The 13,672-nt window shown below is 31.2% G+C and carries 14 protein-coding genes; 1 reads left to right on the top strand and 13 read right to left on the bottom strand.

Annotated features, from left to right (window positions below):
* Positions 1-143: 143 nt before the first annotated feature.
* The 4 genes from E0K96_RS00270 to E0K96_RS00255 form a co-directional block, all read right to left on the bottom strand.
* Positions 144-1,724 (bottom strand): DEAD/DEAH box helicase, encoded by a 1,581-nt coding sequence (locus E0K96_RS00270; protein ID WP_240924388.1) that lies wholly within the window; start codon positions 1,722-1,724, stop codon positions 144-146.
* Between the two features lie 140 nt (positions 1,725-1,864).
* On the bottom strand, positions 1,865-3,475 hold the full coding sequence (locus tag E0K96_RS00265) for a GNAT family N-acetyltransferase (protein ID WP_168080322.1): 1,611 nt from the start codon (positions 3,473-3,475) through the stop codon (positions 1,865-1,867).
* Positions 3,476-3,516: 41 nt separating this feature from the next.
* Complete coding sequence (locus E0K96_RS00260; RefSeq protein WP_087245748.1) at positions 3,517-3,843, bottom strand: cyclic-di-AMP receptor; 327 nt, start codon at positions 3,841-3,843, stop codon at positions 3,517-3,519.
* Between the two features lie 57 nt (positions 3,844-3,900).
* The gene (locus E0K96_RS00255) at positions 3,901-5,088 is read right to left on the bottom strand and encodes a deoxyguanosinetriphosphate triphosphohydrolase family protein (protein ID WP_168080320.1); all 1,188 of its coding nucleotides are present in this window, start codon (positions 5,086-5,088) and stop codon (positions 3,901-3,903) included.
* 57 nt (positions 5,089-5,145) lie between these two features.
* Here E0K96_RS00255 and mutY point away from each other — a divergent pair, with 57 nt between their 5' ends.
* A complete protein-coding gene (mutY, locus tag E0K96_RS00250; RefSeq protein ID WP_168080318.1) occupies positions 5,146-6,174 on the top strand; it encodes an A/G-specific adenine glycosylase in 1,029 nt (342 codons plus the stop codon).
* A gap of 65 nt (positions 6,175-6,239) precedes the next feature.
* On the opposite strand, the gene E0K96_RS00245 is transcribed toward mutY, so the two are convergent.
* The 9 genes from E0K96_RS00245 to E0K96_RS00205 form a co-directional block, all read right to left on the bottom strand.
* The gene (locus E0K96_RS00245; RefSeq protein WP_168080316.1) at positions 6,240-7,208 is read right to left on the bottom strand and encodes a PhoH family protein; all 969 of its coding nucleotides are present in this window, start codon (positions 7,206-7,208) and stop codon (positions 6,240-6,242) included.
* Positions 7,168-8,133, bottom strand: a complete 966-nt coding sequence (locus E0K96_RS00240; RefSeq protein ID WP_168080314.1) for a sporulation protein YqfD — start codon at positions 8,131-8,133, stop codon at positions 7,168-7,170. Before E0K96_RS00240 ends, E0K96_RS00245 begins: the two co-directional genes overlap by 41 nt.
* On the bottom strand, positions 8,114-8,311 hold the full coding sequence (locus E0K96_RS00235) for a YabP/YqfC family sporulation protein (RefSeq protein ID WP_240924386.1): 198 nt from the start codon (positions 8,309-8,311) through the stop codon (positions 8,114-8,116). Before E0K96_RS00235 ends, E0K96_RS00240 begins: the two co-directional genes overlap by 20 nt.
* A 64-nt stretch (positions 8,312-8,375) precedes the next feature.
* Complete coding sequence (rpsU, locus tag E0K96_RS00230; protein ID WP_087245930.1) at positions 8,376-8,558, bottom strand: 30S ribosomal protein S21; 183 nt, start codon at positions 8,556-8,558, stop codon at positions 8,376-8,378.
* A gap of 112 nt (positions 8,559-8,670) precedes the next feature.
* Complete coding sequence (gene deoC, locus E0K96_RS00225) at positions 8,671-9,321, bottom strand: deoxyribose-phosphate aldolase (RefSeq protein WP_168080310.1); 651 nt, start codon at positions 9,319-9,321, stop codon at positions 8,671-8,673.
* Entirely contained in the window at positions 9,293-10,774 is a 1,482-nt protein-coding gene (locus E0K96_RS00220) for a UDP-N-acetylmuramoyl-L-alanyl-D-glutamate--2,6-diaminopimelate ligase (protein ID WP_087245926.1), read from the bottom strand. Before E0K96_RS00220 ends, deoC begins: the two co-directional genes overlap by 29 nt.
* Positions 10,761-12,068, bottom strand: a complete 1,308-nt coding sequence (gene mtaB / locus E0K96_RS00215) for a tRNA (N(6)-L-threonylcarbamoyladenosine(37)-C(2))-methylthiotransferase MtaB (RefSeq protein WP_168080308.1) — start codon at positions 12,066-12,068, stop codon at positions 10,761-10,763. The genes E0K96_RS00220 and mtaB overlap by 14 nt, the downstream gene beginning before the upstream one ends.
* An 11-nt stretch (positions 12,069-12,079) precedes the next feature.
* Entirely contained in the window at positions 12,080-12,850 is a 771-nt protein-coding gene (locus E0K96_RS00210) for a hypothetical protein (RefSeq protein ID WP_168080306.1), read from the bottom strand.
* Positions 12,838-13,584, bottom strand: a complete 747-nt coding sequence (locus E0K96_RS00205; RefSeq protein ID WP_168080304.1) for an RsmE family RNA methyltransferase — start codon at positions 13,582-13,584, stop codon at positions 12,838-12,840. The genes E0K96_RS00210 and E0K96_RS00205 overlap by 13 nt, the downstream gene beginning before the upstream one ends.
* Positions 13,585-13,672 lie beyond the last annotated feature (88 nt).

Genomic DNA, 13,672 nt, shown 5'->3' with positions numbered 1-13,672 from the left:
TCCTTTGTTACTACTTTTCATATTATACACTATGTGAGTGCTTACATTCAATAAAAAAATGACGGAATTTAAAAAAAGTGAATGAATCTTTTTTCAAAATTCATTCACTCTCTTTTAAATTTATTTGAGCCATTCGTTGTTTTTTATTCGTCCTGTGCTAATTCTATACGAACACGTCTTCCTTTAATTTTTTGATTATAACAATAGTCAAGAACTTTTTGAGCAGCCCCTGGACTTAGATTAACAAAAGTAAACTTTCTTTTGATTGTGATATCTCCAATTTCTCTTTTTTGAATATCTGCATAACGTACAAAAAAATCAATAATATCTTTGACATTAACTTTATCCATTGAACCTACTGTCATAAAAATACGCTGTTCTTCTTTATTCATCTCATTAAGACTTTGATAATCATATCCAACTCTTTGAGAATAACACATAGCAAGTAATGCTGCAATCACATCGTTTTTCATATGCTGTGGGATATCTTTTACAATCTTTTGAAAAGGTTTCATATTTCCTTTAAGCATGATTTCCTGTACATCAAACAATAATTCTTTAACTTTTTGATCAAAGATATCTTCAATAGCCGGAATATCTAATTTTTCAATATGACTATATGTATGTTTTTCAATAGCTTTTAAGAAATTTCTCTCACGTGATGTCACAATAGAATAGGCTTCCCCTTTTTTATTGGCACGACCAGTTCTTCCAATACGATGAATATACAATTCTTCATCTTGAGGCAATTCATAATTAATCACATGTGAAATATTATCCACATCAATTCCTCTTGCTGCAACATCTGTCGCAACCAGATATTGAATTTGTCCAGTTTTAAATCTTCTTAACGTATTCATTCTTTGGTTTTGTGATAAATCTCCATGCATAGCTTCAACATTATAATGCTTTTGTTGCATAGCTGCGACAACTTCATCAACAGAACGCTTTGTTTTACAGAATATAATCGCATTATCCATTTCTCGAGAATCTAAAATACGGCATAGAACTTCAAAACGACGATTCACTTTCGTTTCAAAATAATATTGAGAAACCGTAGAAGCTGTCATTGTTTTGGCTTTGATTTGAATATGCTGATAATCTTCATGCATATAAAAACTTGCTATTTTCTTGATATCACTTGGCATTGTAGCTGAGAATAAAACTGTATGTCTGTCTTCAGGAACAGTCTGTAAAATCGTTTCAATATCATCAATAAATCCCATATTCAACATTTCATCTGCTTCATCAAGAACCAGCCATTCAACACAATCTAATTTTAATGCTTTACGACGCATTAAATCTAAAACGCGTCCAGGTGTTCCAACAACAATATCTGCACCTTTTTTTAAAGAACGAATCTGTTTTTCTATTTCACTTCCACCAAAAACACTGACAATAGATAAACTCGTATACTTACCAATACGTCGAAGTTCTTCATCAATCTGTAATGCAAGCTCACGGGTTGGTGATAATACTAAAGCTTTTACTCCATCATCCTTTTTGTTAATGCAAGATAATAAAACACTTCCAAAAGCCAAAGTCTTTCCAGTTCCAGTCTGAGCCTGTCCAATAATATCCTTTCCTTCCAATAATACAGGAATAGCTTTTTCCTGAATAGGAGAAGGAATCACATACCCCATCATTTCAATACCTTGTAAAACCTGTTTTGATAAACCTAAATCATAAAAAGTGACTTGTTGCATATATAACCTCTCTTTCATCTACATTCGCCTTGTATCCGACAAAATCAAGGCAAACGTCATACAAATCATTCAAAATAAAAGTCAGGAAAAGATTTTTCCCGACTTACTTTTTTCTTTTCTATGCGATAATATCATACTCTCTACAAAAACACAACTCTTTATTTATTTTTTTGATGTTCTAAAATATAAGGCCTTACCTGTGCTAAAAAATAAAGTGATCCCGTTACAAAAACAACACCTTCATGTAAAAATGCCTGATCAATGGCTTTATGCCAATCTTTTTCAATTTTAACAGGAAAGTTTTCTGCCAATTTTTCAACGGTTTGTGCTCGATAAAAATCAAATTCACAAACAGTAATATCATCTGTTAATTTTAACAACATTTCCATCATAGCGTGCGTATCTTTATCTTTTAAAGCACTAAAAATAATTTTTATATGCGAATATTTTTTAGCTGACTGATAAAAAGCTTCTATACCTTCCTTATTATGAGCTCCATCAATAATAATAAGCGGATGCTGACATACAGTTTCAAAGCGCCCTGCCCAGGCTGCTTCTAATAAGCCATTTAAGAGCTGTTCATCAGTATAGGTTAAATATTCGTACTCTTTTAAATATTCCAATATTTCTATGGCTAACGCACTATTTTGGCATTGATAAATGGCCGATGTATTTAATCTTACATGATAATGACGATAATCATAGGTTAAATAATGACCATGATCATGAATATTTTCTATATGTCTTGTTTGTATAAGTGGGCTATGCAATTTGTCACATATATTCTGAAAAACATTTAAACATTCACTCTTCTTTTCACCTGTTACATAGGGAATCCCTTCTTTAACAATACCAGCTTTTGTACGTGCAATCTGTTCATATGTATTTCCTAAATATTCAACATGGTCTAAACCGATATTGGTATTGGCACAAATCATTGGATAGATAATATTTGTTGCATCCAGGTCACCACCCAATCCAACTTCAAAAACTGCAAAATCAACACGATGTTTAATAAAAAACATAATCGCAATAAAGACTTCTATTTCAAACATAGAAAGTTCATATTCCAAACATAAATCCATATAACGATTTGCATAAACAATAATTTCATCTTCTTGAATGTGCTGATTATTAATACGCATAATTTCCAAACGTGTTACTAAAACAGGTGATGTAAAAGTTGCCACTTTATAACCTGCATTTTGCAATACAGAACGTATATAATTCGTTGTTGAACCTTTTCCATTTGTTCCACCAATATGAATAGATTTCAATAAAATTTGAGGATTCCCCATATCTTTCATAAAACGTTTGAAATTATCCAGGGCATAAACACGTTGCTTTTGACTGGCAATAAAATCATGAACTTGCTGATAATGAGTAAAACGTTTTTGAATTTGATGGCGATAAACAAGTTTTTGTTCTGTTAATTGATCTTCGAGAATTTCAAAGCCCAATTGTTTATATAAAGACTCTAATGTTTGAGAAACAGTCACATATAAATCATCACAAGATAATTGTATAGCTTTACGTATCAAATTACTGGCAATACCTTGATGACGATAACTTTCTAAAACGCATAAATATTTGATGTGTTGAAATTCATAAATCCCAATAACCCCTACCAGTTTCTTTTCAAAAGCTCCAATAAAAAATAGCTTCTTTTGGCGAGAAAGAGTGAGTACTTCTAATAAGGATTGCTGGTCATTATAAAAAAGTTGCGCTGCATCTTTAATTTCATGTCCTCTTAAAATTCTTAATTCCACAATGTTCTCCTTTACAAAGAAAAAACAGCTTAAGCTGTTTTTTAAATTTTTTCAAAACGATCTACGTCTACTACAAAGACAGTTGCTCCACCAACTAAGACATCCACCATGATAGGTGTAAAAAATTCTCCCATTTCAGTAGGTGGAACCGTAGGTTCCTTTTCTACACGCTTTCTAGCATGAGCTTTTATAATCTCAAGTGCTGGATCTACTTTATCATCATTTGTTCCGATAAAGAAAGTTGTATTTCCTTTCTTTAAAAAACCACCAGATGTTGCTAACTTCGTAACAAAGAAACCGCCTTCAGTCAATGCTGTCTGAACAGCATTACTATCATCATTATTTACAATTGCAATTATGAGTTTCATAGTCTGACTCCTTTCTTTCTTTTATCTTATCACTTTTTTAAGATAAGTACAATTTTTTTAATAGTCTTCTATCATTTCCCCCTGTTGTCGTGGTAAGAAACGTTCTTCATAAAAACGCAAAGCATAGCTGTCTGTCATTCCTGATAAATAATCACTGACAATCAACTCACTAGGAGATTGGCAATAAGTTTCTGTCATTTTTGAAACATGAGCACATATACCCTTTTGAGGATAATGACGGTATATGAAATCATCATATAAAATATCATATAATTCTTTCACCATTCGTGTTAATTTTTCGTTTTCTTTCAATATTGTGGGATGATGATGAATATGTGTTGAAATAAATGTAAAGAGAATTTCTAAGGCATGAAAGACTTCTTTTGAAAATTCTAAATATGGTTTATGATAACTATGAATAACCAAATCACCAATCAAACGATTAATAATGGCTTTATTATCTTTACCTAATACTTGAACCACTTCTAATGGTAAATCATCTATAGAAATAATACCTACCTTAATTGCATCTTCAATGTCTTTACCAACATATGAAATAACATCAGAAATACGAACAACACATCCTTCTAATGTCATTGGCAAAATCTTAAAAGAACAATCTTTCTCATGCCAACATTTTTCATATTCTTCCCAAAACTGTTCAATTGTTTTATGACTATCTGGTTTATATATAGGTGAAAGAATCTCACCATTATGGCATAAGATTCCATCTAAGACCTGTAAAGATACATTATATCCGATTCCATTTCTTTCTATAAACAGTAAATTTCTAACACTATTCGCATTATGCGTAAAATAGCCAAATCCTCTTTCTTCTAAACAATCATTAATAGCTTTTTCACCTACATGTCCATATGGCGCATGACCTAAATCATGTCCTAATGCAATAGCTTCAATTAAATCTAAATTCAGATTTAAACCTCTACCAATCTGTCTTGCTATACGTGATACCCACTGGACATGTAAAGAACGCTTAGTAATGTGAACATTACTAAAAAAAGATAATGCCTGTGTCTTGTCGACATAACGGCTATAACTTTTGGAATATAAAACACGATCAATATCTTCTTCAAAAGGCCATCGAATATCAAATTCTTTGGCTTTCTTTTTTGTATTTTTTACTTTAATACAATCACTATTACATGTTGCATAAGGAGATAATCTTTCATCTGCTAATTTTGTTTCTCTTAAAGAATCATGAATAATTTGATCTTGAGCTTTCATGAAATCACATCCTTTTTCTTTTTTTATTTTTTATAGTATAATACTTATGGTGATTTGATGCAAAATAATATACAAAATAATTTAATTTCATGGTATAACCACAATCATCGCCAATTTCCATGGCGAGAAACCACGAACCCTTACTACATATGGATTAGTGAAATTATGTTACAACAAACAACAACCGAAGCAGTCATTCCCTATTATAAACGTTTTATTCAAACATTTGATACTATTGATAAATTGGCTAGTGCTTCTTTAGAAGAAGTTTATAAATTATGGGAAGGTCTTGGTTATTATCGTCGAGCTAAACATATTCATGAAACTGCACAACTGATTTGCGAAAAATATGATGGACAGTTTCCTGACACCTATGAAAATATCTTAAAACTCAAAGGGATTGGTCCTTATACTGCTGGAGCTATTTGTTCTATTGCTTATGGATTGTCTACTCCTGCCATTGACGGCAATGTGTTAAGAATTATCTCACGATTATATGCCTTAACTGAAAATATTGCTTTACCAAAAGCTCAAAAGAATATTTTTCATATTGTGAACGATTTATTGATTGGTTATGATGCTTCTGCCTTTAATCAAGGTTTAATGGATCTTGGTGCCACTATTTGTCGTCCTTTAAATCCACAATGTGAAATTTGTCCTATTGCCCCCTTTTGTAAAGCCAGACAATCTGGACAACAGAAAGTATTACCTATTTCTATAAAAAATATCAAACATAAAGAACTCAATTACATAACTGGCATTATTACTTATCAAGATCAATATGTCATGATTCAAAATCCTGCCGGATTATTGGAAAATTTATATAGTTTTATTCAATACGAGTTGGAAAGTCCCTATCGCTTTATTGAAGAATTTGAAAAACAGTATCATATATCATTATCTCTTGTTTCATATCATGGTCAGGTTAAACATGTTTTTACGCATCGTACATGGTATATGCATATCTATCATTTTACAATTTCCAAACCATTGTCATCATTATATAGTTTAAATGATATTTCACAGCTTCCTGTTTCAACGGCACATTTAAAAGTTTTAAAGCATTATTTAAAAACAATCGAATAAGCAATAAAAAGTGGTATAATTGAACCACTTTTTATTATAGGATAACTACTGATTTTCATCAGTATTTAATTGATATTTTCACTTTTTTCATCTTCTTCATAACGTTCTATAATTCTCTGCACAACAGGATGTCTAACAACATCTAAGGCTGTCAAATAGACAAAACGAATACCTTTGACATCTTTTAAAATATGCAAAGCTTTTTTCAATCCACTACCTACACCTTTTGGTAAGTCTATTTGCGTAATATCACCTGTAATGATCATCTTAGAACGGAAACCAAGTCTAGTTAAAAACATTTTCATCTGTGCATCAGTCGTATTTTGTGCTTCATCCAAAATCACATAGGCATCTTCCAAAGTACGTCCACGCATATAAGCAAGTGGTGCAATCTCAATAATGCCTTTTTCAATAAAGCGTTCCGTCTTTTCACGACCTAACATATCATATAAAGCATCGTAAAGAGGTCTTAAATATGGATCCACCTTTTCTTTTAAATCCCCTGGTAAAAATCCCAGACTTTCACCCGCCTCCACTGCCGGTCTTGTCAGAACAATTTTTTGAACTTCGTTATTCTTTAATGCCTGAACAGCAAAAACAACTGCCATATATGTTTTTCCTGTCCCTGCTGGACCAATCGCAAAAACAACATCATTACGCTTTAAAGCATTATAATATTCTTTCTGCCCTAAAGTTTTTGGATAAATCAATTTTCCATTTGTTGTCCTTGCTATTTTTGTCTGATAAAGTTCATCAATCATATTCAACTGATGATTTTTAGCTAAATTCAAAGAATAGATAATATCACGTTGACTGATTGTTTTTCCTTGCTTAACTAAAGTCAGTAAAGTACGAATCATATCTTCAACTTCCTGATTTTTGATTTCTGTATCATTTAAAACAATCTCATCACCACGAACAATCATTTCACATTGCATAGCTTCTTCTAATAAATGTATATTTTCTTCCTTCTGACCTAAAAGTCTTGATATTTCATCCATTGTGCATGTTTCTAGCTTTAAGATTTTCTTCATTGTCTTCTCCTTTGACTGCAATATCTTCAATAAGAGTATAATGCATCTTTAACGTTATTTTACTACGTGTACTTGTCATTTGTAAAACATTTTCTTTATCAATAACAGCTTCTGTTGGTATCTGAGCACGAATATTTAATAAAAGCTGGTAAAAGGCTTCTCCGTGATCTTGTTTTTTATTAGGCAGACTCGCTTCATACTGATGAAAAGTATAAGCGTAAACATGCCCTTCTACTGGAATAATCTTTGTTTTATTTTGGGTTGATATGATTGTATTTTCAACAAGCAAATCACCTTTTTTAACATAATCATTTTTCTTGACAAGAATATGACCACTTTTAACATCTAACGATTGAATCATGCCATCTTCTTTGGCATATAAATTACGATAATCATCTTTTTTGACTGTTTCTTGTCGACGTTTCGTATATTCAATATGAAAAACACTGCCTGTCTGATAAATATTCATATATTCAATTTTCTCTTTATATATATCTTTAAATTGCAGCAATAAATCATTTAATTTCTCATAGCTTTGAAGTGGTTTTAACAAATCTATATTTTCTTTCTGTAAAGTTTTCATCATACTCTTATTGACCTCAGGTAATGTTCCTTCAATTTGAATATCAAAAATAAGATAAGATGAAACAAAAATACTGATGAAGAAAAAAAGCACTCCAATAAAATTTAAATGCTGTCGTGATAAGAAAAAGATATATTTCAATAAGCCAATGGTCTCAATATACTGATAAGGATAATCCCATCTTTTTAAAATATATCTTTGATAAACAGGAAGATAAAATAGAAATTGTGAGTCCTTTTTTTGTAAATGTATTAATTTTAATTTTTTATCTCTAGCATAAATCAATAATGAATAAATTAATGACTCATCTACACTATATTTATCATACCCTATTTTCATCATATTCAATCACTTTCACATGACCATGAAGTCGAATTTCCTTTTGATCATAATATTCAATCTGTAGATTTTCTCCTCTAATAATCAAATTGTAATCGTGCATCTGAATTTTAAAAAAATGTGTATCCATCATCAGAACTTCATGATAATCATAAATACAAATACGTTCCTTATCAATCATCAGCATGATACCACCTCAGTGGAATATATGATACAAAACAAAAAAGAAGAACCAAAAGTTCTTCTTATCTTTGTTTACCTTTATTTTTTCTAGCAGCTTCTGATTTCATTTTACGTTTTAAACCAGGCTTAACATAAAATTCTCTTTTACGAGCTTCTGCAAGGGTACCTGTTCTAGAAACTTGTCTTTTGAAACGACGTAATGCATCATCTAATGATTCATTTTCTCTTACTACAGTTTTTGCCATATTGAACTTCCCCCCTTTACTAATACCAAATACATGCGTTATTATACATTGATAATAACAGAAAATCAAGTTTTTTTATATAATTCCCACTTGATATTTTCATTTTTTTCATTTATTGCTGTTTCATCAACAAAACTCCTGATGAAGTTCCAATTCGTGTTGCTCCAGCATCAATCATATCTTGCATATCCTGATAAGTTTTCACTCCACCACTTGCTTTGACTTCGCATTGTTCACCAACTGTCTGTTTCATCAATGCAACATCATGAACAGTGGCTCCTCCAGTTGAGAATCCTGTTGATGTTTTGACAAAAGTTGCCTTTGCTTTCATAGCCTGTTGACAAGCTAAAACTTTTTCTTCATCAGTTAATAAACAAGTTTCAATAATCACTTTTACACAACGTCCCTGACTGGCATCAACAACAGCCTGAATATCTTTATATACAGTTTCAATATCACCAGCTTTTAACGCCCCAATATTAATAACCATATCAATTTCATCACTACCATTTTCAATAGCATTTTTTGCTTCAAATGCTTTCACTTCTGAAGTATTAGCTCCTAGTGGAAATCCAATAACTGTACAGATTTTCACATCGCAATCTGCTAAGTATTTTGCACAATAAGATACCCATACTGGATTAACACATACTGAAGCAAAATCATATTGTTTTGCTTCATCACACAAATGCGTAATTTCATCTTTTGTTGCATTCGCTTTTAATAATGTGTGATCAATAAATTTGTTCCATTTCTTTTCCATCATCTTCTTCTCCTTTAAAGATTTTATGAATTGCCTCTAAAGCAACATATTTATCTCCAGGATAAGGATCATTTCCAATTGCAGAAGCCATAAATTGTTCATGTCCTTTCCCTAGAATCAAAATAATATCATCACGATTTGCAATTTCAATTGCCTGTTCAATAGCAATGCGACGATCTTCAATAATAACACTTACAGGTTTTTCAATATATTTTTGAATATCTAAGCAGATATCCTGAATATCTTCATCTCGATTATCTTCAGCCGTCAAAATAACCTGATCACAGTATTGATTCGCTAATTTCCCTATTTTTTGCCTTTTATTATAATTCTTCTTTCCTGGTGCTCCAAAAACAGCAATAATTCTTCCGTTTTTCTTCACTTGTTGAGCAAACTGAAATACTTTTTCATAACTTTTCGCATGTTGACAATAGTCCACAATAACATGGAAAGGATATGGATGACTTAATAATTCCATACGTCCATCAACACCTTGAATATGTTCAATCATATCAATAATTTGCATAATCGGCATTTCTAGCGCTAATAAAGATGTTACAACAGCCAGAATATTCGATATATTAAAACGAGCTAAAACAGGAACTGAGACATGATGTAATTCATCATGAACCTGTAAATCAAATTCACTATGATCAATAAATAACTCTATATTTCTAGCCATGACGTCTGCTCTATGTTCAATACCATAAGTCAGAACATGACTTTTAATAGAGTCTTTGACAAGAGTGTAAAAGCGAACTTCATCTGTATTTAAAATAGCATAACCTTTTTCATCTAACAAGGAAAAAAGCTTAGCTTTAGAAGCCATCAGATTTTCCATCGTCCCATGAAAATCCAAATGTTCTTCATAAACATTTGTAAAAACAGCAATATCAAAATGAACACTATCAACTCTTTTCAAAGCCAAACCATGACTTGATACTTCTAATGTTACACCTTTGACATCTTTTTTCACCATATCATTTAAATGTCTTTGTAAAAAAATAGTTTCTGGTGTTGTATATGGGCACTGTTCAATAATACCTGCATATTCAATATTATTTGTCCCAATATATCCCATTTTTAAAAATTGTGATAAAGCATTTTTAATCATCAAGGCAACAATTGTTTTTCCACTTGAACCAGTTATACCAATCACCGTCATTTTATAACTAGGATGATCATAAAATAAATCAGCAACTCTGTTCAGTTCATCTAAAACATTATCAACCTTGATATATAAAATATCCTTATGCTTAAATGTTAAAGGTTTAGAGTAAACAATGCATTTTGCCCCTTGAAATATAGCATCTTCAATATATTTATGTCCATCTACACTTAAACCATCAATACAAAAGAAAATAGAATCTCTTCCTACATAGCGTGAATCACTATGAATGGAACGAATCTTAAAATCTTCTTCAACATCAAATAATTCATTAATTTTCTTCACTCACAACACTTCCTATCAATTCTGTATCTTGACATTCCTCAATAAAAACAGGATAGATATGTCCTACTGAATCCAATGGTAACTTCGTTTTAACTTTCAAATAATTAGAAGCATGACCAATCATATAATCCCCATCAGCTTCTTCAATTAAAACATTCAAAGTCTGTCCAATCTGTTGGCTGGCAAACTCATGAAGGAGCTGATGCGATAAATCCATCAACGCTTTCACTCTTTGATGTTTAACATTTCCATCTACCTGATCTTTCATTTTGGCAGCCGGTGTCCCTTGACGAGGTGAATATGGGAAAACATGTAATTGGTTAAAATGCATGTCTTTAATCCACTGATATGTGGATTCAAAATCTTCATCAGTTTCACCAGGAAAACCAACAATAACATCAGTTGTTATAGACAAGGTTGGTAATTTTTCTTTTAATTCTTTCATCTTTGATGCAAATTCATCAGTCGTATAATGACGATTCATTTTTTTCAAGATTTTATCGCATCCAGACTGAATAGGAATATGAAGATGATCAACGATAATAGGTGATGTAGCAATCAGATCTATAATTTCATGAGTGATTTGACTCATTTCAATTGAAGAAATTCTTAATCGCTTTAAACCTTTCACTTTTGTTGTTAAATCTACCAATAAGTCATAAAAGCTGTAATTATCAAAATCTTGTCCATATCCAGCAGTATGAATTCCTGTCAGAACAATTTCTACAAAACCATGATCAACTAATTTTTGAGCCTGTTTTAAAACGCTCTCCTTATCTCTCGAACGAATACGCCCTCTCGCGTATGGGATAATGCAATATGTACAAAAATTATTACATCCATCCTGAATTTTCAAAAAGGCTCTTGTGTTTTTCGTAAATTCATCAATATCCAGATCTTCAAAACGAGATAATTTCATAACATCAGCAACATGAATAACAGTCTGATGTGTTTTTTGGTATTCTTCAACAAATTCCACAATTCGATTTCTAAACTGAGTTCCTAAAACAACACCAACACCTTCAATTTTTGCAACTTCTTGGCTTGCAACCTGACTATAACATCCCACTACACATACTGTAGCTTGAGGATTTTGACGAATAGCTTTACGAATCATCTGACGAGATTTAGAATCTCCAGTGTTTGTAACAGTACATGTATTAATGACATAAACATCTGCCTGTTCTTTAAATTCTACACTTTCATATCCTGCATCACAAAAAAGCTTCAGCATTGCTTCTGATTCATAAGTATTCACTTTACAACCCAATGTTAAAAACGCAACTTTTTTCATAAAAATCCTTTCTATTTATATTTTTTTATAATTTTTTTATAATTCTTTAAAGAAATATATTCTAAATCCTTCAATGTTTCTAAACAATCTAGATACAAATAATTTTCAATATCATATGCAATCTTTTGAATATCTTTAATACGAACTTCACATTGAGCTTTATCGTCTTGAATGATAACTTTATTCAAAAATTCATGATTATCTTTTTTAAAGATATAAATGGTTTTAAGCGGATCAAAATAAAAGCAAATATGTCTTTGATCTTCGTATACATTCTCCAAAGAAGAAAAACCTGTACGAAAGATAGAATAACCATACATATCAATTGGTGTATGAAGATTCACTTTAAAATTTTGTATATATTCACGATGTTGTTTTAATAGCAACATTTGATAATCATGAGTATAACGCTGATTGACAAATGGTTCTAAATAAGGAATATAAATCATGACTTGACTCTGTAAATCCTGGAAATGAGGAGCCGTTTCTAAAACTCCAGCAATATCATTATTAAACATCTTTTGTTTTTCATCATAATTTAAATAATCCAATAAATCATAATGTTGATTTAAAAATCCCTCATAAATATTTTCAATCTGATTTTGCGTTAATAAACCACGATATATAATTTCATATGAAAACAAATCAAAATCAGTCTTGATCTTTGAAGATAAGCCCATCTTTTCAAAAAAAGAACGATGACTTTCTATTTCTTGATATAATTGTGTTTTAGCAAGAGGAATTTCCACCCCTATTTTATTTAAACTTTCTATAAATCCCATGATGACATCAACTCCCTACTAAATCCAATAACACTTAACATATATAACGGGGCTGTTTCGCTACGTAAAATTCTTTTTCCTAACGAGCAGGCCTGAACACCTAGCTCTTTCATCTTTTGAATTTCACTTTCATCAAAACCACCTTCAGGTCCTACAATAATTGTTATAGTCTGATAATCTTTTTGGAGCGTTTTTGCTAAAAGTGATTTTTCACCATTTCTGCTTTCTTCTTCATAGGCAACTAAATTGACATCGCCTAAATATTTCTCTAATTGTGATATTTTCATAAGTGAAGTCAACTCAGGTATTGTCTGACGACAAGATTGTTCACTTGCCTCTTTTAAAATACGAGTATAACGTTCTCTTTTCTTTTCAAAGGATTTTTCATCCGTTTTAATAATACTTCTTTGTGATAGAAAAGGAACAATTCTATGAACGCCTAATTCCGTAGCTTTTTGAAGAACCCATTCAAATTTATCATTTTTAGGTAAGCCATAGATTAAAGTCACTTCAACATCCAGTTCATTATTTTCTATGAGCTCTTCTTTTTGTTGAAGTATTCCTTTTTCAATATCTATAATTTCATATATATAAACATGATGATCTGGTAAAATACAAATCACTCGATCACCTTGATGATATCGCATGACACGTTGCATATGTTTATGATTATAAGGGTCAATATGTATAAATGATCCCTCTATATTTTGAGCATCTATAAAATATCTTTGCATAACTTCCTCCTTTGGCTATTCTATCACATTTTGTTGAATATAAAAAGAAAAAAAGATTAGTAAAGTCAATCCTCTACTAACCTTCTCA

The organism is Massilimicrobiota sp. SW1139, assembly GCF_012027715.1.
In the GTDB taxonomy this organism is placed as follows: domain Bacteria; phylum Bacillota_I; class Bacilli_A; order Erysipelotrichales; family Coprobacillaceae; genus Allocoprobacillus; species Allocoprobacillus merdigallinarum.
This window is presented reverse-complemented; position numbering and strand designations above follow the sequence as displayed.

Bases quoted from the DNA above. Each gene is read 5' to 3' on its own strand.
- E0K96_RS00270 (WP_240924388.1), bottom strand. From the start codon at position 1,724: ATGAAAGAGAGGTTATATATGCAACAAGTCACTTTTTATGATTTAGGT.
- E0K96_RS00260 (WP_087245748.1), bottom strand. From the start codon at position 3,843: ATGAAACTCATAATTGCAATTGTAAATAATGATGATAGTAATGCTGTT.
- E0K96_RS00255 (WP_168080320.1), bottom strand. From the start codon at position 5,088: ATGAAAGCTCAAGATCAAATTATTCATGATTCTTTAAGAGAAACAAAA.
- mutY (WP_168080318.1), top strand. From the start codon at position 5,146: ATGCAAAATAATATACAAAATAATTTAATTTCATGGTATAACCACAAT.
- E0K96_RS00245 (WP_168080316.1), bottom strand. From the start codon at position 7,208: ATGAAGAAAATCTTAAAGCTAGAAACATGCACAATGGATGAAATATCA.
- E0K96_RS00240 (WP_168080314.1), bottom strand. From the start codon at position 8,133: ATGATGAAAATAGGGTATGATAAATATAGTGTAGATGAGTCATTAATT.
- E0K96_RS00235 (WP_240924386.1), bottom strand. From the start codon at position 8,311: ATGATTGATAAGGAACGTATTTGTATTTATGATTATCATGAAGTTCTG.
- rpsU (WP_087245930.1), bottom strand. From the start codon at position 8,558: ATGGCAAAAACTGTAGTAAGAGAAAATGAATCATTAGATGATGCATTA.
- deoC (WP_168080310.1), bottom strand. From the start codon at position 9,321: ATGGAAAAGAAATGGAACAAATTTATTGATCACACATTATTAAAAGCG.
- mtaB (WP_168080308.1), bottom strand. From the start codon at position 12,068: ATGAAAAAAGTTGCGTTTTTAACATTGGGTTGTAAAGTGAATACTTAT.
- E0K96_RS00210 (WP_168080306.1), bottom strand. From the start codon at position 12,850: ATGGGATTTATAGAAAGTTTAAATAAAATAGGGGTGGAAATTCCTCTT.
- E0K96_RS00205 (WP_168080304.1), bottom strand. From the start codon at position 13,584: ATGCAAAGATATTTTATAGATGCTCAAAATATAGAGGGATCATTTATA.